Annotated in this window: 20 protein-coding genes; 13 read left to right on the top strand and 7 right to left on the bottom strand. The window is 71.3% G+C overall.

Going from position 1 to position 19,813, the window contains the following annotated elements:
- Positions 1-63 precede the first annotated feature (63 nt).
- Positions 64-936 carry a hypothetical protein gene (locus AB4030_RS14800; RefSeq protein WP_442279972.1) on the bottom strand — a complete coding sequence of 291 codons (873 nt, stop codon included), beginning with the start codon at positions 934-936 and terminating at the stop codon, positions 64-66.
- A gap of 112 nt (positions 937-1,048) precedes the next feature.
- Complete coding sequence (dapD, locus tag AB4030_RS14795; RefSeq protein ID WP_442279971.1) at positions 1,049-1,981, bottom strand: 2,3,4,5-tetrahydropyridine-2,6-dicarboxylate N-succinyltransferase; 933 nt, start codon at positions 1,979-1,981, stop codon at positions 1,049-1,051.
- A gap of 105 nt (positions 1,982-2,086) precedes the next feature.
- Here dapD and dapE point away from each other — a divergent pair, with 105 nt between their 5' ends.
- From dapE to AB4030_RS14770, 5 genes are all read left to right on the top strand, one after another.
- Positions 2,087-3,211 (top strand): succinyl-diaminopimelate desuccinylase, encoded by a 1,125-nt coding sequence (dapE, locus tag AB4030_RS14790; RefSeq protein WP_442279970.1) that lies wholly within the window; start codon positions 2,087-2,089, stop codon positions 3,209-3,211.
- Positions 3,212-3,233: 22 nt separating this feature from the next.
- Positions 3,234-4,007 carry a TIGR00730 family Rossman fold protein gene (locus AB4030_RS14785; protein WP_442279969.1) on the top strand — a complete coding sequence of 258 codons (774 nt, stop codon included), beginning with the start codon at positions 3,234-3,236 and terminating at the stop codon, positions 4,005-4,007.
- Entirely contained in the window at positions 4,004-4,384 is a 381-nt protein-coding gene (locus tag AB4030_RS14780) for a cell division protein DivIVA (RefSeq protein ID WP_442279968.1), read from the top strand. Before AB4030_RS14785 ends, AB4030_RS14780 begins: the two co-directional genes overlap by 4 nt.
- Positions 4,381-5,595 (top strand): hypothetical protein, encoded by a 1,215-nt coding sequence (locus tag AB4030_RS14775; protein ID WP_442279967.1) that lies wholly within the window; start codon positions 4,381-4,383, stop codon positions 5,593-5,595. The genes AB4030_RS14780 and AB4030_RS14775 overlap by 4 nt, the downstream gene beginning before the upstream one ends.
- A 255-nt stretch (positions 5,596-5,850) precedes the next feature.
- Positions 5,851-6,825 carry a hypothetical protein gene (locus AB4030_RS14770; RefSeq protein ID WP_442279966.1) on the top strand — a complete coding sequence of 325 codons (975 nt, stop codon included), beginning with the start codon at positions 5,851-5,853 and terminating at the stop codon, positions 6,823-6,825.
- Between the two features lie 140 nt (positions 6,826-6,965).
- Here AB4030_RS14770 and AB4030_RS14765 read toward each other — a convergent pair whose 3' ends face one another.
- A complete protein-coding gene (locus AB4030_RS14765; protein WP_442279965.1) occupies positions 6,966-7,778 on the bottom strand; it encodes an enoyl-CoA hydratase/isomerase family protein in 813 nt (270 codons plus the stop codon).
- A 151-nt stretch (positions 7,779-7,929) separates the two neighbouring features.
- Between AB4030_RS14765 and AB4030_RS14760 the strand changes: the two genes are divergently transcribed.
- Positions 7,930-8,103 carry a DUF3117 domain-containing protein gene (locus AB4030_RS14760; protein ID WP_013493416.1) on the top strand — a complete coding sequence of 58 codons (174 nt, stop codon included), beginning with the start codon at positions 7,930-7,932 and terminating at the stop codon, positions 8,101-8,103.
- Between the two features lie 111 nt (positions 8,104-8,214).
- Here AB4030_RS14760 and AB4030_RS14755 read toward each other — a convergent pair whose 3' ends face one another.
- Positions 8,215-8,838 carry an O-methyltransferase gene (locus AB4030_RS14755; RefSeq protein ID WP_442279964.1) on the bottom strand — a complete coding sequence of 208 codons (624 nt, stop codon included), beginning with the start codon at positions 8,836-8,838 and terminating at the stop codon, positions 8,215-8,217.
- Between the two features lie 73 nt (positions 8,839-8,911).
- Between AB4030_RS14755 and AB4030_RS14750 the strand changes: the two genes are divergently transcribed.
- The 7 genes from AB4030_RS14750 to AB4030_RS14720 all read left to right on the top strand — a co-directional run bounded on the left by AB4030_RS14750 (position 8,912) and on the right by AB4030_RS14720 (position 16,680).
- Positions 8,912-9,370, top strand: a complete 459-nt coding sequence (locus tag AB4030_RS14750) for a hypothetical protein (RefSeq protein ID WP_442279963.1) — start codon at positions 8,912-8,914, stop codon at positions 9,368-9,370.
- A gap of 152 nt (positions 9,371-9,522) precedes the next feature.
- Positions 9,523-10,170, top strand: a complete 648-nt coding sequence (gene sigE, locus AB4030_RS14745; protein ID WP_442279962.1) for an RNA polymerase sigma factor SigE — start codon at positions 9,523-9,525, stop codon at positions 10,168-10,170.
- Between the two features lie 18 nt (positions 10,171-10,188).
- A complete protein-coding gene (locus tag AB4030_RS14740) occupies positions 10,189-10,890 on the top strand; it encodes an anti-sigma factor family protein (RefSeq protein WP_442279961.1) in 702 nt (233 codons plus the stop codon).
- Positions 10,887-12,545 (top strand): trypsin-like peptidase domain-containing protein, encoded by a 1,659-nt coding sequence (locus tag AB4030_RS14735; RefSeq protein WP_442279960.1) that lies wholly within the window; start codon positions 10,887-10,889, stop codon positions 12,543-12,545. The genes AB4030_RS14740 and AB4030_RS14735 overlap by 4 nt, the downstream gene beginning before the upstream one ends.
- Positions 12,546-12,611: 66 nt before the next feature.
- A complete protein-coding gene (locus AB4030_RS14730; RefSeq protein WP_442279959.1) occupies positions 12,612-12,968 on the top strand; it encodes a twin-arginine translocase TatA/TatE family subunit in 357 nt (118 codons plus the stop codon).
- A 149-nt stretch (positions 12,969-13,117) separates the two neighbouring features.
- Positions 13,118-14,854 (top strand): ABC transporter ATP-binding protein, encoded by a 1,737-nt coding sequence (locus tag AB4030_RS14725; RefSeq protein ID WP_442279958.1) that lies wholly within the window; start codon positions 13,118-13,120, stop codon positions 14,852-14,854.
- Complete coding sequence (locus AB4030_RS14720) at positions 14,851-16,680, top strand: ABC transporter ATP-binding protein (protein WP_442279957.1); 1,830 nt, start codon at positions 14,851-14,853, stop codon at positions 16,678-16,680. Before AB4030_RS14725 ends, AB4030_RS14720 begins: the two co-directional genes overlap by 4 nt.
- 62 nt (positions 16,681-16,742) lie before the next feature.
- Here AB4030_RS14720 and AB4030_RS14715 read toward each other — a convergent pair whose 3' ends face one another.
- The 3 genes from AB4030_RS14715 to AB4030_RS14705 form a co-directional block, all read right to left on the bottom strand.
- Positions 16,743-17,882, bottom strand: a complete 1,140-nt coding sequence (locus AB4030_RS14715) for an Mrp/NBP35 family ATP-binding protein (protein ID WP_442279956.1) — start codon at positions 17,880-17,882, stop codon at positions 16,743-16,745.
- Between the two features lie 63 nt (positions 17,883-17,945).
- Positions 17,946-18,497 (bottom strand): DUF1003 domain-containing protein, encoded by a 552-nt coding sequence (locus AB4030_RS14710; RefSeq protein WP_442279955.1) that lies wholly within the window; start codon positions 18,495-18,497, stop codon positions 17,946-17,948.
- On the bottom strand, positions 18,494-19,801 hold the full coding sequence (locus AB4030_RS14705) for a magnesium transporter MgtE N-terminal domain-containing protein (protein ID WP_442279954.1): 1,308 nt from the start codon (positions 19,799-19,801) through the stop codon (positions 18,494-18,496). Before AB4030_RS14705 ends, AB4030_RS14710 begins: the two co-directional genes overlap by 4 nt.
- Between the last annotated feature and the right edge of the window lie 12 nt (positions 19,802-19,813).

Raw genomic sequence — 19,813 nt, 5'->3', positions numbered from 1 at the left:
GACGCGTTTCCCCGCGGGGTGAAGGGGTGGGGCGCGGTCGGGCCCGGTCGTATGCCGTCCGTCTCAGCCGAGGTTGATCGTGACCGTCGTGCCGTCCGCCCCGGACGACCACCCGTCGTCGCCCGCCGAGCGCGTCCACGCGCGCTCGCCGATGGCAACCTTCGTGGCGCCGTAGAGGTCGGCGCGTGCCACCGCCCACTGGGCCACGGCCCACGCCGTCGTCGTGTCACGGGCGGTCACGGTCAGGTAGCGCTCGCCGGGGCGGACCGAGGTCACGCCCATCTGCTCGGCCAGATCGCTCGCGACGCGCTGAGGGGTCACGCTCGTCTTCACCGCGTCGAGCCGGCACTTGAGGCCGGCGGGGGAGTGGCCGGTCAGGTTCGAGGCGAGAATGCGGCCCTGCCCCTCGTGGTCACGGTAGGCCTCGGGGTAACCACTCTTCTGGACCCGCTGGGCGATCTTCGTGATGTCGGCCGTCTCGTAGCCCGGGTACTTCACCAGCGCGTCGTAGAAGGCGTTCGTCGCGTGCACGGGGTCGAGGATCTGCTCCGCCGTGCCCCAGCCCTGGCTCGGCCGCTGCTGGAAGAGTCCGAGGGAGTCGCGGTCGCCGTAGCGCAGGTTGCGGATCTTCGACTCCTGGAACGCCGTCGTGATGGCGATGGTCGCAGCGCGCGGTGGCATGCCGCGCTTGACCGACAGGGCTGCGATGAGCGCGGCGTTGCCGGTCTGCTCGGGGTCGAACGTCTCGGTGCTCCCCGCGGCAGTGATCGTGCACTTCGGACTGGCGACGCTCTGGATCAGGTACCGGGCACCGAACCAGCCGGCCGTGACGACGACGGCCAGCACGAGCAGCGCCGTGAGCCGGCGGCGTCGGCGTTGTGCTGCGGATCGTGGCCGGGAGTCGGCGAGGGTCGGGCCCGGTCGTTTGGTCGGCATGGGGTCTGGTCCTCAAGTGGTCCGGCTGCGGTCTGAACCGGGTCGGTCGGGGCAGGCGTTGGTGTCAGGCGGGGCGGGGTCGGTAGGTCGGTGTGCTTCCGTGTCAGCGGGTTCAGTCGTTGTGGTGGAGCGCGGCGTTCAGGGTGATGCCGGTGCCCTTGCGGTCGCGGGCCTCGACCGCACCGGTCACGCTGTTGCGGATGAAGAGCACGTTGCTCGACCCCGACAGCTCCTTGGCCTTGACCACGGTGCCGTCGGGCAGCGTCACCTTGGTGCCGGCCGTCACGTAGAGCCCGGCCTCGACGACGCAGTCGTCGCCGAGTGCGATGCCGATGCCACCGTTGGCACCGACCAGACAACGCTCGCCGATGCTGACGCGTTCCGTGCCGCCGCCCGACAGGGTGCCCATGATCGAGGCGCCGGCCCCGATGTCGGACCCGTCGCCGACGATTACGCCCTGCACGATGCGGCCCTCGACCATCGACGTGCCGAGGGTGCCGGCGTTGAAGTTGCAGAAGCCCTCGTGCATGACCGTGGTGCCGGCGGACAGGTGCGCCCCCAGGCGCACGCGGTCGGCGTCGGCGATGCGCACGCCCTGGGGCACCACGAAGTCGGTCATCCGCGGGAACTTGTCGACGCCGTAGACCGCGACGTGCTGGCCACGGGCGCGCAGCCGCATCCGGGTCTGCTCGAAGCCGTCGACGGGGCAGGCGCCGGCGCTCGTCCAGACGATGTTGGGCAGTGCACCGAAGACGCCGTCGAGGTTGATCGTGTTGGGCCTGACGAGGCAGTGCGAGAGCAGGTGCAGGCGCAGGTAGGCGTCGGGTGCATCGGCCGGCGGAGCATCGAGGTCGATCTCGACCAGACGGACCTCGGTGCGCACGCGGCGTGCCTCGTCGGTGCCGACGAGTGCGGCCAGCCCCTCCGGGACGGCCGCGTCGGCGGGACGCTCACCGACCGTCGGCTGGGGGAACCACGTGTCGAGCACCTGCCCGTCGTCCGTGATCGTCGTCAGTCCGTGACCCCATGCGTTGCGCTCCGACATGGCCGCAAGGATATGGGGCTGCGGGGCGGCCGTGAAACGGCGACCCGCGGCGCGGACGCCCTTGCTGCAGCACTTCCCCGGGTCCCTGCGGATAACCTTCCGCGTATGCCGTCGACCAGCCCCGCCGCCGACCCGACCACCGCGCCCGCTTCACGCGATGCCCGTGGTGCCGTCCTGGACCTATCCGCCGACGTCACGTCGCTCACCGCGGCCGTCTGCGACATCGAGTCGGTCAGCCAGGACGAGGCGCCCCTCGCCGACGCCATCGAGGCGGCCCTCCGGCCGCTGGCCCACCTCGAGGTGACCCGCGACGGCAACACGGTCGTCGCCCGGACCTCGCTCGGCCGCGACGAACGCGTCGTCCTGGCCGGGCACATCGACACTGTTCCCCTGACGTCGGTGCCCAACCTGCCCACCCGCCGCGTCGACGGCGAGCTGTGGGGGCGCGGCACCGTCGACATGAAGGGCGGCGTCGGCGTCATGCTGCGCATCGCCGCCCAGGTCACCGAGCCCAGCCGTGACCTCACCTTCCTCTTCTACGAGTGCGAGGAGATCGATGCGAGCTTCAACGGCCTCGCCCGCGTCGCCGACACCTCGCCCGAACTCGTGGCCGGCGACTTCGCGGTGCTGCTCGAGCCCACCAACGGCGCCATCGAGGGTGGCTGCAAGGGCACCCTCCGCGTCGAGATCGTCACCAAGGGCGTCGCTGCCCACTCGGCCCGGCCGTGGAAGGGCCACAACGCCATCCACGACGCCGGCCCCGTCCTGACGCGCCTGGCCGCCTACGAGGCCGAGACCATCACCGTCGACGGCCTCGACTACCACGAGGCGCTGCAGGCCGTCGGGATCAGCGGCGGCATCGCCGGCAACGTCATCCCCGACCGGTGCACCGTGACGGTCAACTACCGCTACGCGCCGGACAAGAACACCGAGGAGGCCTTCGCGCACGTGCGCCAGGTCTTCGAGGGCTTCGACGTGACGTTGAGCGACGCCGCCGACGGCGCCCGCCCGGGCCTGCACCTGCCCGCCGCCAAGGCCTTCATCGACGCGCTCGGTGTCACCGTCAACCCCAAGGAGGGGTGGACCGACGTCGCGCGCTTCTCGGCGCTGGGCATCCCGGCCGTCAACTTCGGTCCCGGCGACCCCAACCTCGCGCACATGGACGACGAGCGCTGCCCCGTCGAGCAGTACGTCGAGGCCGAGGCCGCCCTGCTGCGCTGGCTCGGCTGACCTCTCCGCATAGGGTGGCGCTGTGACCGACCACCAGCCTGCACCCGTCACACCAGGGAGTCCGTCCGAGAACCGGCGCCAGACCGGCCCGGTGATGCTGCGCCGTCAGAAGGTGCCCCGGACGACGACCGACCAGCGACTGCTCGAGGCCCGCCAGCCCAACGAGTGGCTGCACGCCGATCCCTGGCGGGTCATGCGCATCCAGTCGGAGTTCGTCGAAGGCTTCGGCACCCTGTCCGAGCTCGGGCTCGCGGCCGCCGTGTTCGGCTCCGCGCGCACGCAACGCGACGACCCGGCATACGCCATCGGGGTCGAGGTCGGCCGCCTGCTCGCCGAGGCGGGGTACGCCGTCATCACCGGCGGTGGGCCGGGCGCGATGGAGGCGGCGAACAAGGGCGCCTTCGAGGCGAGGGGGACGTCGGTCGGGCTCGGCATCGAGCTGCCCTTCGAGACCGGGCTCAACGAGTACGTCGACCTCGGCATCAACTTCCGCTACTTCTTCGCCCGCAAGGTCATGTTCCTCAAGTACTCCCGCGGCTTCATCGTGCTGCCGGGCGGGTTCGGCACCCTCGACGAGCTCTTCGAGGCGGTCACCCTCGCGCAGACGCAGAAGGTCACCGAGTTCCCGATCGTGCTCATGGGCGTCGCCTACTGGCAGGGCCTGATCGACTGGATGCGCGACACGGTGCTCGGCAACGGGATGATCAGCCCGTCCGACCTCGACCGGATCATCCTCACCGACGACCCGCACGAGGCCGTCCGGGCGATCCGCACCTACGAGGAGCCCCGCGCGTGAAGTGGTTCATCCTCGTCGTCGGGATCGTCGTCCTGTGCTTCGTCGTCGCCCTCGTCCTCGGCCTCGCCGGCGGTGGCCTCGGGCGGGGCACCACGAGCCTGAGCCACGAGCCGCTGCCCGACGAGCCGATCCGCGACGCCGACTTCGACGACCTCGTCTTCGACGTGGGTGCCCGCGGCTACCGGATGAGCCAGGTCGACGGGGTCGTCGACCGCCTCCGGCGCGAGCTGCGTGAGAAGGACGCGGAGATCGCGGTGCTGAGAGGTGACGAGGCAGCGGTCGCATCGGACGAGGCCGCCGATCCCGCCGAACCTGTTGAGCCCGGCGAACCGCTCGGGCAGTCCGATCCGACGGTCGGCCGCGAACGCACCACATGACCGAGGCGCTCGCCCTGCGGCCCCGCCGCGTCTTCGTCGGCTGGGTGCTCGCGGTCTACGCGCTGGCCCGGATCGTCACCACGACGATCCTGCTGCTCGTCATGCAGCACCAGGCGCCGTCCGGCATGACCGGCGGGGACGACGTGCCCGTGTCGTACTTCCCGTTCACCGCGCTCTGGGACGGCCAGTGGTACCAGACCATCGCGCAGCACGGCTATCCCTCCACGCTCCCCACGAGCGAGGGCGGGGCCGTCCAGCAGAACGCGTGGGCGTTCTACCCTCTCTTCCCCCTGATGGCTCGGGCCGGCATGGCGGTGACCGGGCTCGACTTCCCCGCCGTGGGGTCGACGATCGCGCTGGTGTGCGGCGCTGGCGCGGCCGTGCTCATGGGTCTGCTCCTGCGCGAGCGCATCGGCGACCCCGCGGCCTACCTCGTCGTGGCGCTGTGGGCGAGCTTCCCGGCGTCGGTGACGCTGCAGCTGGCCTACACCGAGTCGCTGGCGATGCTGCTGCTCGTGGGCTACCTCTACGCCCTGGCCCGGGAGCGCTGGCTCGTCGCGACCGTCGTGGCCCTGCTCGTGGGCCTCTCGAGACCGATCGCCGTGCCGCTGGGGCTGGTGACGCTCGTCGTGGTCGTCCTGCGCTGGCGCGCGCGCCGCGAGCGGCCCCTCACGGCGGGAACGTATGCCGCCATGCTCGCCGCGCTCGTCGGCTGCGGTGTCGCCGGGCTGCTGTGGCCCGCGATCGCGTGGTGGCGCACCGGGGTCCGGTCGGCCTACACCGACACCATGGCCACGTGGCGCGGATCGGGGACCGTCGAACCGTTCACGCCCTGGGTCGGGATGTCGACGTACGTCTTCGGCGACACGTGGGGCCCGGTGATGCTCTTCGTCGTGCCGCTGGTCCTCGTGGCGATGGTCGCCGGCCCGTGGGCTCGCAATCTTCGCGCCGACCTGCGCACGTGGACGCTGGCCTATCCGGCGTATCTCGCGGCCGTGCTGGACCCGTTCACGAGCATCTTCCGCTACCTCATCCCGCTCTTCCCGCTCCTCGTCGTCGGGCTCGGGGCCGGTTGGGCCGACCGTCGCGGCAACACGTGGAAGCGCCTGCTGTGGCGCTTCGTGCCGCTGCTGGTGCTCTGCGTCGTCGGGCAGTACTACTGGACCGACATCCTCTGGCGCTTCATCCCCCCGAGCGACTACCCGCCGTGACCCGACCGGTCGCAGCACCGGTGACACCCGAATCCGCCGGGTAGCGACGATCCGCAGACTGTCTGCCGGGTCGTCCTGCGTCCGGGCGTGCCAGGACCCCTCTCGGGGCAGGACCATGGGGCAGACGACGAGCCGGGGCCGCCCTCACTGCATCCGCGGTTCCCGGCGTCCACACCCCTTCGGCGTCTCGGGCACTCGTCCACAACGGGGACCTCCGGCCACGTCGGTGACGGAGCACCCAGTCAGCCTGAGGCCATGCACCTACCGGACCCCGTACTTGCGCTCGCTCGGTCCCAGCACGGCGTCGTCACCCGTCGGCAGCTGCTCGAGGCCGACGTGACACGCGACACGCTGCGGTGGCGCGTCGGGCGCGACTGGCGGTTGTTGCTTCCCGGCGTCTACGCCTTGCAGACCGGCTTGCCGACCCAACACCAACGACTCGTCGCTGCCCTGCTGTCCGGCGGGGACGGAGCCTGGCTGGCGGGCATGACGGCAGGGGCCCTGCACGGGCTCAGGTCGTGCTCGGTCGGTCCGCCCGTCCGCGTGCTGGTTCCCGCGCCCCGCAGATCACGTCGGATCGCGTGGGTCGACATCCGGAGCACCACGCTGACAGGCGAGCCCGTCCTCGAGCGCGACGGGCTGCGTGTCGGTTGCCTGGCGCGAGCGGTCGTCGACGCGGCGGCTGAGACCCCGGACGGGCGGACGGCCCGAGCACTGGTGATCGAGGCAGTGCAACGTCGACTCGTGCGGCTCGACGACCTCGAGCACTGGGTCGACGCCCGGGGTCGTTCGGGAACCGTCCGCCTACGGCACATGCTGGCCGAGGTGGCGGCCGGCGCGTGGTCGGTGCCCGAGTCCGACCTGCTTGCACTGATCCGTACCTCGCCCAGCCTTCCGTGCCCACTGGCGAATCCTGTGCTCACCGGGCCCGCAGGAGAAGAGCTGACCTCGCCCGACGTGTGGTTCGACGACGTCGGCATGGCGGTGATGGTGCAATCGCGTGAGTTCCACGCCGACGGCCTCGACTGGGACGTCACCGTCGAGCAGGGCTCCGACCTGGCGGCGGCACGGGTCGTGGTGGTCGGCGTGACACCTGCGGCCTTGGCCCGTGACCCGAGCGCCCAGCTGCGCCGGATCGAGCGCGCCCACGCCGGTGCCCGACGGTCCGGCACGCGCGCCCCGGTGGCGGCCACACCGCGCCCGACCCTGCCGATCATGCGGGTGGGCTGAGGTGCGTCCATTCGTACGACGGATCGTCCTGCGTCCGGTGGCGCCAGGCCCCCACCAGACGCAGCACCATGCGCAGGTTCACTGCGTCCCGGACGCGGACCATTCGGCACCCGACGCGCCGGGCCCGAGCTCCGGTGGGATCAGGCGCCGGAGTAGGTGGGCTTCTCCTTGGCGAGGAAGGCGTCGACGGCGGCCCGGTGGTCGCTGCTGCCACCCGTGAGCGCCATGAGCTCGGCCTCGTTGGCCAGGGCATCGGCCAGGTCGGCGCTCGCCGAGTAGGCCACGGCGCGCCGGATCGAGCCGTACGCCAGGGTCGGCCCGTCGGCGAGGGTCCGGGCCAGCTCGAGCACGGCGCTCTCCAGCTCGTCGTCGGGAACCACCTTGGTCACGAGCCCGAGCGCCAGGGCCTCGGCGGCCGGCACCGTGCGCGGGAGCAGCAGCAGCTCCTTGGCGCGAGCCGTCCCGACGAGCCGGGGCAGCGTCCACGACGCACCGGAGTCGCACGAGAGTGCGATGCCCGCGAACGAGGTGTTGAGGCCGGCTCGTTCCGACGCGATCCGGAAGTCGCAGGCGAGCGCGAAGCTCATCCCGGCCCCCGCCGCCACGCCGTTGAGCGCCGCGACGACCGGCTTGTTCATCGTCGACAGCGCGGTGACGATCGGGTTGTAGTGGTCGGTCACCGTCGTCGCGAGCGTCGAGGTCGGGTCACCGAGGCTGCGCACGTGCTCCTTGAGGTCCTGCCCGACGCAGAAGGCGCGACCGGTGCCGATGAGCACGACGCACCGGACAGCAGGGTCCTCGCCGACCTCCCGCAGCGCCGCCACCAGGGCGTCCTTGAGCGCGTTGTCGAGGCTGTTCATCGCCTCGGCACGGTTGAGTCGGAGCCACGCGATGCCGTCGGCGACCTCGACGAGCAGCGGTCCGGTGGCGGGGGAGTCGGGCGTCTGCGTCATGGGCGCCACTCTGTCCCAATCCGTCCGGCGGTGGAAGCAAGGCTGGCCCGGAGAGCGCCGACGTGCCCTCTCTCACATCCCCAATTAGGTCTCGCAAACGAGACACGGAATAATGGTGCCAAAGACCGAGGATTCCTAGGGAAGGGGAACCATGGCAGCAATGAAGCCGAGGACCGGCGATGGCCCGCTCGAGGTCGTCAAGGAGGGCCGCGGCATCGTGTTGCGGATGCCCCTTGAGGGTGGCGGGCGTCTCGTCGTCGAGATGACCCCCGACGAGGCTGCAGCTCTGCGTGACGCGATCCAGGGTTGTGACGGCGTCAACTGACCCTTCCGCCTGATCCAGCTTCGACGGCCCCTGACCTCACGGTCGGGGGCCGTCTCGCATCCCCGCGCGGTGGTCAGGTATGCCGGGTGGCGCGCCACCCGGCATACGCGGTCAACGCTTGACGGCGACGAGAAGGCCCTCGCCGACGGGAAGCAGCGAGACGGTGAACTGGTCGTGGTCGCGGATGGTGCGGCCGACCTCGCGCAGCGTGCGGGTCTCGGCGTCGCGGTTGGCGGGGTCGGACTCCTTGTCGGACCACGTCATGGCGAGGGTGCCGCCGCGGCGCAGCAGCCGCGTGGCCTGCGCGAGGTAGTCGGGGTAGGCCTGCTTGTCCGCGTCGACGAAGACGAGGTCGTAGGCCCCGTCGGTCATGCGGGGGAGCACCTCGAGCGCGCGCCCGGCGATGACGCGGGTGCGCTGGTGGGCGATCCCGGCCGCGCCGAAGGCCTCGCGTGCTGCCCGCTGGTGCTCGGTCTCGAGGTCGATGGTCGTGAGGATGCCGTCGGCGGGCATGCCGCCGAGCAGCCACAGGCCCGACGCCCCCGCGCCCGTGCCGATCTCCATGACGGCCTTGGCCCCGGTCGCGGCGGCGAGCATCTGGAGGGCGGCACCCACGCCGTTTCCCACGGCGGGTGCTCCCAGCTCGTCGCCGCGGTGGATGGCCTCCTCGACCTGCTCGCTCGGGGTGACGAACTCCTCGGCGTGCGACCACGCGGCGACCTTCTGGGTGCTCATGTTCGTCACCCTACTGTGACGTGATGGGGCCAGTTCGCCACCCCGGCCCCCGATCCGGGCCAGAATCGGGGTCATGGACGAACAGGACCTGCCGATCCCCGAGCACCGCCGTCCGCACGGCGTGGACGATGCCACCATCGAGGCTCTCGGCAAGCTGTCCGAGGCGTTCGAGGTCGTCGAGGACGCGCGCGGCCGCCTCTACGGCTTCCACCGGCTGACGGGGACCGCCGACCTCGCCCTCGGAGATGCCGTCGAGCTCTTCCGCAAGGCCGGTCACGAGGCCCTGGCCGACCAGCTCCAGACCGAGCTCGTCGGCCGGAACGTCATCCAGGGGCGGTGGACCTTCCAGATCGTCGAGGAGTACGACGACGACTACTACGCGACGTTCAAGCGTCTCGAGGCGTCGGCGCGCGACCAGCTCGTGGGCGGCCGGCGTCACCTCTTCGAGGCGGAGATGAAGGAGGACCGGCGCACGCACGGTCTCGCGCACCACGAGGCGGTCCCGCACGACGGCGGTGAGCAGGCCCCGTGACAGAGGCCTGTCCCGCCCACAGCGGAACCACAGGTTCCGGCTGGCGGCAGGACAGGTCGATCCGAGACGATGAGTGGGAACGAATCCCCTCCTGACGGCGTTCAAGTCGTTGACCCCCTGCGTGAAAGGCCCAGCCCCCAGTGAGCACCCCCGTGACGTCCACCTCTCCCACCTCGGTGGAGCAGGCCGACTCGACGTGGACTCCTCCGACGTGGGAGGAGATCGTCGAGCAGCACTCGGCTCGCGTCTACCGGCTGGCATACCGCCTCACGGGCAACCCGCACGACGCCGAGGACCTGACGCATGACGTCTTCGTCCGCGTCTTCCGGTCGCTCCACTCCTACCAGCCCGGCACGTTCGAGGGCTGGCTGCACCGCATCACGACGAACGTCTTCCTCGACAAGATGCGCCGCAAGCAGCGGATCCGCTTCGACTCCCTCCCCGAGGATGCCGCCGGCCGACTGCCGAGCAGCGACAAGGGACCCGAGCAGACCTACCACGACGCCCGGTTCGACGACGACGTGCAGCGCGCGCTCGACGCGCTCGCGCCGGAGTTCCGCGCAGCGGTCGTGCTGTGCGACATCGAGGGCCTCTCCTACGAGGAGATCAGCGCGACGCTGGGCGTCAAGCTCGGCACGGTGCGCTCCCGCATCCACCGCGGACGCGCCCAGCTGCGCGAGGCCCTCGCGCACCGCGCACCCGAGGTGGCTGCTGCCGCCCGTCCCGCCAAGCCCGGGTCGCGGGCCGCGCGCGCCGGTCTGCGTCTCCCCGGCCGCCGCGTCGCCGCGAGCTCGCGGTGAGGCCGTGGAGGTGATGTCGTGACGCCGCACCTCAAGGGACACGTCCGGGCGTACGTCGACCGCGCCCTGCCCCCGGCGATGCTGCACCTCTACGACAAGCACCTCGTCTGCTGCACCGTCTGCCGTGCGGCAGCCGACCAGGAGCGTCGCATCGTCGCCGCGCTGCGGTCGGACACCGGCGTCCCGATGAGCCTGCGGACCTCGCTCATGGGTCTTGCCGCGGCAGCACCGCCCGACGCGCGGCCGGTCCCGGGAGCCTCCGACGGGCCACGCGTGCCCCTGGCGCCGTCCGGCTTGCGTATGCCGTCCGTGCCCTCCTACGACCCCGTGCCCACGGTGCGCCCGACCGCCCCGGCCCTGCACCGCTCGCCGATGCGCGCCGCCGTCGTCGCCTCGATCGCCGCCGGTGCCTCGGTGGCGGCGGCCTGGGGCCTGGCCATCTCGCCGGTTCCCGGCTCACGCCCTGCGTCGGTCCGCGGGCCGGTGGCGAGCTTCGGCGCCAGCCACGTGAGCGCCGTGAGCTTCGGCGGCTCCGTGCTTCCCGGTGAGGGGGTCGCGCCGGCCGCGCGGGACGCACAGCCCTCGAACGGGATCGGTGTCGGCAGCGTCCCCACCTGGGTGGTCTCGACCCGCTCGTCGATCCGTGCGCTGGGCACGGCGTCGGGTGTCGTGGCCCCGGTTCGGATGAACACCTTCCGTTCGGCACAATCAGGTCCATGAGCGACGAGTCGAGGACGCCGGACCCCGAGCCGACGGCAGTTCCCGAGTCGACGGGGCCGCCCGAGCGGACGGGCCCCATCGAGGTCGCCGACTCGACGTCGCCCACCGACCCGGGTGCGGCCCCGCAGCGCTCTAAGTCCTACCGGGAACCGGAGACGGAGCACACCGGCATCATCGACCTCCACGACACGCGCGCCATCCCCTCGGGCGCCGGGTCGGCGTCGTCCCGGGACGACGCATGGTTCGACGTCTTCGGCGGTGAGCACCCCACGGAGGGAGCGGGTGTCCCTGCGCGGGCCGACTCCTCGTGGGGCAGCGACCGGGCCGACGCCGCGGCCGAGCAGGCCCACCGGTCGGCCTACGCGCCGCCGGTCGCGGCCCCCGTTCCGTCGTCCGCTCCTGCTGACACGTCGGGTGCCGGGCCGGCGAGCCCGACCGACCCGGGCGCGGACGCGCAGGCGGGGGGCGACCACCCGGCATACGTCGGCCCCGTGCCCCACGCTCCCGCGGGGGAGCCGGGCCCAGACGCTGGATCCGTGCCACCCGGCGGCGTCCCGCTCACCGATGCTCCCGGCGCGCCTCGGCGCGGCCGCGGCAGGCTGGCCGCTCTCGTGGTCGGCCTGTGCCTGCTCTCCGGGGTCATCGGCGGCGTCGCCGGTCAGCTCGCGCAGGACCGCATCCACCTCGCCGGCACGACGCTGCCTGAACCCGGGCCGGGCGCCACGCAGCGCCCAGCCGGTTCGGTCGCCAACATCGCCGCCGTGGCGCTGCCCAGCATCGTCACGATCAAGGTCGACGCCGGCAGCGAGGGGTCGGCGACGGGCTCCGGCTTCGTCATCGACGGCAAGGGGCACGTGCTCACCAACAACCATGTCGTCGAGCCCGGCGTCAACGGTGACATCCAGATCGTGCTGAGCAACGGCGACACGGAGAAGGCCACCATCGTGGGGCGTGACGCGAGCTACGACCTCGCGGTCCTGAAGATCCAGCGCACCGACCTCACGCCGTTGCAGCTGGGACAGTCCGACAAGGTCGTCGTCGGTGACCAGGTCATCGCCATCGGAGCACCACTGGGGCTCGACCAGACGGTCACGACGGGCATCGTCAGCGCTCTGAACCGCCCGGTGACGCCCGGTGAGGGCAGCGAGGCCTCCTTCATCAACGCCATCCAGACGGACGCCGCGATCAACCCCGGCAACTCCGGCGGCCCGCTGCTCGACATGTCCGGCAAGGTCATCGGCGTCAACAGCGCCATCGCCCGCGTCCCCGGCACGACCGGCTCCACCGGGGGCAGCATCGGCCTCGGCTTCGCCATCCCGAGCGACCAGGCGCGGCGCACCGCCGACCAGCTCATCGCGACGGGCAAGGCCACGCACCCGGTGATCGGCGTCAAGCTCGACCGCACCTTCTCCGGGGACGGCGCCCAGGTCGTCGACAGCCCGGACGCCGTGACCTCCGGGGGGCCCGCGGCGAAGGCCGGCGTCCAGGCGGGCGACGTCATCGTCGGCTTCGAGGGCAAGCGCATCCGCACCCCCGACCAGCTCATCGTCTCGATCCGGGCGCGGGCCGTCGGCGACACGGTGAGCCTCAAGGTCCAGCGGGACGGCAAGGAGCTCGACCTGCAGATGACGCTCGAGGCCGACCCGGCCAAGTAGCTGTCAGGCAGGTCCCGGCTCGTGACCGTAGGATGACGCAGCCGGCATGCATGGAAGCGAGGAACTGTGTTCGACATCAACGGGTGGGAGCTGCTCCTGCTCGGTCTGTTCGCGATCCTCATCCTGGGTCCGGAACGGCTGCCCGAGTATGCCGCGAAGTTCGGCAAGTTCGTCCGCCAGGCGCGCAGCATGGCCGACCGCGCCAGACAGCAGCTCAAGGACGAGATGGGTCCGGAGTTCTCCGACGTCGACTGGCGGGCCTACGACCCCCGGCAGTACGACCCCCGCAAGATCGTGCGCGACGCACTCGCCTCACCGCCCGACGAGGACTACGAGCCGTCTCCGGCCGTGGACAAGCCCGTGAGCACGCCCCGCGGTCACGACCCGTCGCTCCCGACCCCCTGGGACAGCGAAGCGACCTGAATCTCTGACCCAGAGGCATCACTGTCGGACCGCACGGTTATCGTCACTGCTTGATGCCTGCCGATCCCGCCTCCCAACCGCCTGCCTCCGTCCGTTCGCTGTGGCGCCTACGGGGCTACCTCCGACCCCACCGCTGGGCCCTCACCGTCATGTTCGCAGTGTCGCTCGCGGGCGTCGGGCTCTCCATCGCGATCCCGCTCGTGACCCGGGCGATCATCGACGGGCCGATCACGCGGCACGAGCTGGCCCCCGTGTTGCCGCTCGGTCTCCTCGCCCTGGGGCTCGGCGTCCTCGAGGCGGTGCTCATCTTCGTGCGCCGGTGGGTCCAGTCCAACGCGGTCCTCGGTCTCGAGACGGACCTGCGCCGCGACCTATACCAGCGCCTGCAGGCGCTGCCGATGAGCTTCCACACCCGGTGGCAGTCAGGCCAGCTGCTGTCGCGGGTCACGACGGACCTGTCCGCGATCCGCCGCTTCAGCGGCTTCGGCCTGCTCTTCCTCGTCGTCAACATCCTGCAGGTCCTCGTCGTCACGATCGTCCTGCTGACGATGTACTGGCCACTCGGTCTCGTCGTCGCTGCGACGGCCGCACCGATCGTCTGGCTCTCGATGCGCTTCGAGAAGGCCTACGTCGTCGTGTCGCGCCGAGTCCAGGACCAGCAGGGCGACCTCGCGACCCAGGCCGAGGAGGGCGCGGTCGGCATCCGGGTGATCAAGTCGTTCGGCCGCAGCGACCACGTGGCACGGCGCTACGACGAGGCAGCGCTCGAGCTGCGTGCGACCAGCCTCGACAAGGTCCGGTTGTCGGCGCGGTTCTGGACCTTCCTCGAGGTCATCCCCAACCTGGCCGTCGTCGTCGTGCTCCTGCTCGGGGCCATCGGCGTCGGCCAGGGCGCCCTGACGCCCGGCGAGCTCGTCGCGTTCATCACCCTCCTGCTCTCGCTCGTGTGGCCGGTCTCGTCGCTCGGCGTCATCCTCGCCATGGCGCAGGAGGCCATGACCGCCGCCGCGCGGGTCCTCGAGATCTTCGACACCGAGCCCGACATCGTCGCCGGTGACCGGCAGGTCAGAGTGCCGCGTGGCCACCTGCGCTTCGAGCACGTCGACTTCGCCTTCCCCGACGCCCCCGACCAGCCGGTGCTGCGTGACGTCAACCTCGACGTGCCGCCGGGCGAGACGCTGGCCCTCGTCGGCGCCACCGGTTCCGGCAAGACGGCGCTCACCGCGCTCGTGCCGCGGCTGTTCGACGTCACCCGCGGCCGCGTCACGATCGACGGTGTCGACGTGCGTGACCTCGAGCTCGTCGCCCTGCGCAGTCTCGTGGCAACCGCCTTCGAGGAACCGACGCTGTTCTCGATGAGTGCCCGGGAGAACGTGACCCTCGGCCGTTCCGACGCGGCGGAGGACGACGTGCTCGCGGCCCTCGAGATCGCCCAGGCAGGCTTCGTCCACGACCTGCCGTGGGGTCTCGACACCCGCATCGGCGAGCAGGGCATGTCGCTCTCCGGCGGACAGCGCCAGCGGCTGGCGCTCGCCCGGGCCGTGCTGGCACGACCGGCCGTCCTCGTGCTCGACGACACGTTGTCGGCCCTCGACGTGCACACCGAGAAGCTCGTGGAGGAAGCCCTGTCGAACGTCCTGTCCGAGACAACCGGCCTCGTCGTGGCCCATCGCGCTTCGACCGTGCTCCTCGCCGACCGCGTGGCGCTGCTCGAGCACGGGACCATCACGCACATCGGCACCCACCGCGACCTGCTCGAGCGTGTGCCGGCCTACCGCGACCTGCTCGCCGCCGACGGTGCCGACCCAGCCGATGGTGCCGACCCCGCCGACCTCGCCGATCCCGCCGATCCCGCCGCGCCGGCCGCCGAGGAGGTCCGCGCATGAGCTCCACCACGCAGCAGTGGCGCGGCGTCGCGGCCGACGACATCGAGGGCGACCTGACGGCAGAGACCTCGGCCCGCCTGGCCGGCCGCTCCCGACGGCTCCTGCGGGAGGTGCTGCGTCCCTGGCGGCGCGCCCTCTGGTGGCTCATGGTCGTGGTGGTCGTGGAGAACGCCGCTCGGCTGTCCATCCCGTACCTCGTCAAGGAGGGCATCGACACCGGCATCCCACCGATCCGGGAATCCGGCGACCTCGGGCCGCTGCTGCTCGTCGTCGGCCTCGTGCTTGCCGCGACCGTGATCCAGGCGGTCGCCCGCAACCTCTTCCTGGTGCGCTCCGGCGTGATCGGGCAGGACATCCTCCTGTCGATACGCCGACGCATTTTCCGACACTTCCAGGTGCTCAGCCCGGCCTTCCACGACCGCTACACCTCCGGTCGGGTGATCTCCCGTCAGACCTCCGACGTCGATGCCATCTACGAGATGCTCGAGTCGGGTTTCGACGGCCTCGTCACGGCGGCCCTGACGCTCGTCGGCACCTCGGTGCTGCTGCTCGTGCTCGACGTCAAGCTCGGCCTCGTCGCCCTGCTGTGCGGACCCGCCCTCGTGCTGCTGACCAACTGGTTCCGCAAGGAGTCGGCCAAGAGCTACCGGTCCACGCGCGAGAAGGTCGCACTCGTCATCGTCCACTTCGTCGAGTCGATGAACGGCATCCGGGCCGTGCAGGCCTTCCGTAGGGAGCCCCGCAACCAGGCGATCTTCGACGACGTCAACGACCAGTACCGCCGCGCCAACCTCGTGGCGTTCCGTCTCGTGGCCTGGTTCATGCCCGGCATCCGCCTGATCGGCAACGTCACGATCGCCGCCGTCCTGCTCTACGGCGGCTACCTCGCCTACCACGGCGAGGTCACGGTCGGTGTGCTCGCGGCCTTCCTGCTGTACCTGCGCCAGTTCTTCGAACCGATGATGGAGATCTCGCAGTTCTACAACACCTTCCAGTCCGCGTCGGCCGCCCTGGAGAAGCTCTCCGGGGTGCTCGAAGAGGTGTCCGACGTCCCCGAGCCCAGTGACCCCGTGCCCCTCGGCGCCCCCCGTGGAGAGCTGCGATTCGACGGGGTCCGGTTCGCCTACGTCGAAGGTGCGCCCGTGCTGCCCGACCTGGACCTCACGGTTCCCGCGGGGCAGACCGTCGCGCTCGTCGGCACGACGGGGGCTGGCAAGACCACCATCGCCAAGTTGGCGACACGGTTCTACGACCCGACCGCGGGAGCGGTGCTCCTCGACGGCGTCGACCTGCGCCGGATCGCCTCCGACGACCTGCGCCGCGCGGTCGTGATGGTGACGCAGGAGAACTACCTCTTCAGCGGCACCGTGGCCGACAACATCCGGTTCGGACGTCCGGACGCCACCGACGAGCAGGTCGAGTCGGCCGCCAGGTCCCTCGGTGCGCACGAGTTCATCGCTGCGCTGCCCCAGGGCTATGACACTCCGGTCTCCAACCGGGGCGGCCTGCTGAGCGCAGGGCAACGACAGCTCGTCGCGTTCGCGCGTGCCTTCCTCGCGGACCCGGCGGTGCTCATCCTCGACGAGGCGACGTCATCGCTCGACATCCCGTCGGAGCGGCTCGTGCAGCAGGCGCTCGGGACCATCCTCGCCGGACGAACCGCGGTCGTCATCGCACACCGCCTCTCGACGGTCGAGAACGCCGACCGCGTCCTCGTGCTCGAGCACGGCCGCATCGTCGAGGACGGTGCGCCGAGCGAGCTCGTGGCCGCAGGGGCCGGTCGCTACTCCGACCTGCACCGTGCCTGGGTGGACTCGCTGGCCTGACTCGCCCCCAGCAATCGAAAGAGCAGTTCGTCCGACGCGACGAACTGCTCTTTCGATTGAGGTCAGCGGCCGGCGGGGGTGAGTCCGAGTGAACGGCCGGCGAGTCCGCGGGCGCGTGACCCCAGGCTGCGCGCGATGCCGCGCAGCGCCACGGCAGCGGCGGTGTCGGGCGCCCCCAGCACGACCGGGGTGCCGGCGTCGCCACCCTCGCGCAGGCGCGTGTCGAGCGGGATCTGGCCGAGCAGCTCCACCGGGGCGCCGATGCTCTTCGTCAGCGAGTCGGCGACCGCCTGGCCGCCCCCGGACCCGAAGATCTCCTGACGGGTCCCGTCGGGCAGCTCGAGCCAGCTCATGTTCTCGATGACGCCGACGACGCGCTGGTGCGTCTGCAGGGCGATCGAACCGGCCCGCTCGGCGACCTCGGCGGCGGCCTGCTGCGGCGTCGTGACGACGAGGATCTCGGCCGTCGGGATGAGCTGCGCGACGGAGATCGCGATGTCACCGGTGCCGGGCGGCAGGTCGAGCAGCAGCACGTCGAGGTCGCCCCAGAAGACGTCGCCGAGGAACTGCTGGAGGGCGCGGTGCAGCATCGGGCCACGCCACACGACGGGCTGGTTGCCCGGGACGAACATGCCGATCGAGATGACCTTCACGTCGTGGCTGATGGGCGGCAGGATCATGTCGTCGACCTGCGTCGGGCGCTGCTCGACCCCGAGCATCCGCGGCACGGAGAAGCCGTAGACGTCGGCGTCGACGACGCCCACGCGCAGTCCCTGCTCCGCCATCGCGGCGGCGAGGTTGACGGTCACGGACGACTTGCCGACGCCGCCCTTGCCGGACGCGACGGCATACACGCGCGTGAGGCTGTTGGGCTTGGCGAAGGGGATCTCCTTCTCGGGAGCCCCGCCACGCAGCTGCGATCGGAGCTCCGCGCGCTGCTCGTCGCTCATGACGTCGAGCTCGACCTCGACCGACGTGACGCCGTCGAGCGCCAGGAGGGCGTTGCTCGAGTCCTTGGTCAGGGTCTCCTTCATCGGGCAGCCCGAGACGGTCAGGAAGATCGCGAGGTCGACCTTGCCCGCCTCGTCGATCTCGACCGACTTGACCATGCCGAGCTCGGTGATCGGCTTGCGGATCTCGGGATCGTTGACCTTCGACAGCGCCGTGAGCAGGGCATCACGGCTCGGCAGTGCGACAGACATGTGTTCCATCGTATGCGTCGTGCCGAGGCTCCCGGACCACGGCCGGGGTGCGCTCGCTCACGGTCAGGTCCGGTCGCCGGCCCCGTCGTCGGGTCCGCGGACGATGGCGCGGTCCTCGAGCTCGTCGAGGAGGTTGCGCAGCTCCGAGCGCACGAAGTCGCGGGTCGCCTGTTCGCGCAGGGCAATGCGCAGGGAGGCCACCTCTCGCGTGAGGAACTCGGTGTCGGCCAGGTTGCGCTCGTCGCGGGCGCGGTCCTGCTCGAGGGCCACACGGTCGCGGTCGGCCTGGCGGTTCTGGGCGAGGAGGATGAGGGGCGCGGCATACGACGCCTGGAGGCTCAGCATGAGCGTGAGGAAGATGAAGGGGAACTCGTCGAAGCGCAGCCCGACGGGCGCGAGGACGTTCCAGAGGATCCACGCGGCGACGAAGACCGTCATGCCGATGAGGAAGCCGGCGGTCCCCATCAGTCGCGCGAACTGCTCCGAGAGGACCCCGAAGGCCTCCTGCGAGAACGTCATTCTCGGCAGGACCCGGGCGCGCTGCTCCTGGGGCTGGTCGAGCTTGTCGCCGCGCACGGCTCGGGTGCCGGTGCGCCGGTCGGCGCGTTCGCTCACGGGCCCACCTCGATCTCGTGCCGCTCTTCACGCCAGTCCTCCGGGAGGATGTGGTCGAGCACGTCGTCGACCGTCACCGCACCGATGAGCCGCCCGTCCTCGTCGACGACAGGCAGCGAGACGAGGTTGTAGGTGGCGAGGGTGCGGGTCACCTTCTCGAGGGAGTCGCTCGCGCCCACCGGCTCGATCTCCTTGTCGATGATCGACCCGATCGCGGCGTGCGGGGGCTCACGGAGCAGCCGCTGGATGTGCACCAGTCCGAGGTAGCGGCCGGTCGGCGCCTCGAGGGGCGGACGGCAGACGTAGACCATGGAGGCGAGGGCGGGCGCGAGCTCCTCGCGCCGCACCGTCGCGAGGGCCTCGGCGATGGTCGCCTCGGGGCCGAGGATGACCGGCTCGGTCGTCATCATGCCGCCGGCGGTGTTCTCGTCGTAGGCGAGCAGGCGTCGCAGCGGCGCGGCCTCGTCGGGCTCCATGAGCTGGAGCAGCTGCTCGGCCTGCTCGGGCGGCAGGTCGGCGAGCAGGTCGGCGGCGTCGTCGGGCTCCATCGCTTCGAGCACGTCGGCCGCCCGGGCGTTGGCGAGGCCGGCGAGGATCTCGACCTGGTCGTCCTCGGGCAGCTCCTCCAGGACGTCTGCGAGGCGCTCGTCGTCGAGCGCAGCCGCGACCTCGGCGCGCCGCTTGGGGTTGAGGTCGTGGATGACCTCGGCGAGGTCGGCGACCTTGAGGTCGTCGTAGGTCTCGAGCAGGCGTTCGGCGCTCTGGGCGCCCAGCTGCTCGTGCAGCCCCACGACGTCACGGATGTCGACGAGCATCGTCTTGCCCGAGCGGCGGCGGGTGAGGCGCGACATCGCCTTGGAGGCCGACGACACGCCGGTTGCGGCCTGCCGAACGAAGACCTTGACGCCGAGCCAGTCGCGCCGCGGTCCCTGCTCGATCGCGAGGTCCTCGACGAGCGCCGCGGAGAATCCGGCCTCGACCGCCTCTGAAGCGGTGACCGTCACGGTGCGGTCGAAGAGCTCGGCCGCGACGAGGACCTCGTTCGTGCGCTGCTCGAAGCGACGCATGTTGACGAGGCCGGTCGTGATGACGGCGCCGGCGTCGATCGAGGTCACGCGGGTCATCGGGACGAAGACGCGACGGCGGCCCGGCACCTCGACGACGAGGCCGATGACGCGGGGTTCGGGCCGGTTCACCGAGAACATCACCACGACGTCGCGGACGCGCCCGACCTGGTCACCGAGCGGGTCGAAGACGCTCAGTCCGGTCAGGCGCGCGACGAAGACGCGGGTGCTCGCACTCATGGGGCAAGGCTA

Origin of the sequence: Terrabacter sp. 2YAF2 (assembly GCF_052114705.1) — a bacterium.
Lineage (GTDB): Bacteria > Actinomycetota > Actinomycetes > Actinomycetales > Dermatophilaceae > Terrabacter.
Note: the sequence above shows the minus strand (reverse complement) of the source record. Positions and strands in the feature narration are given on the sequence as shown.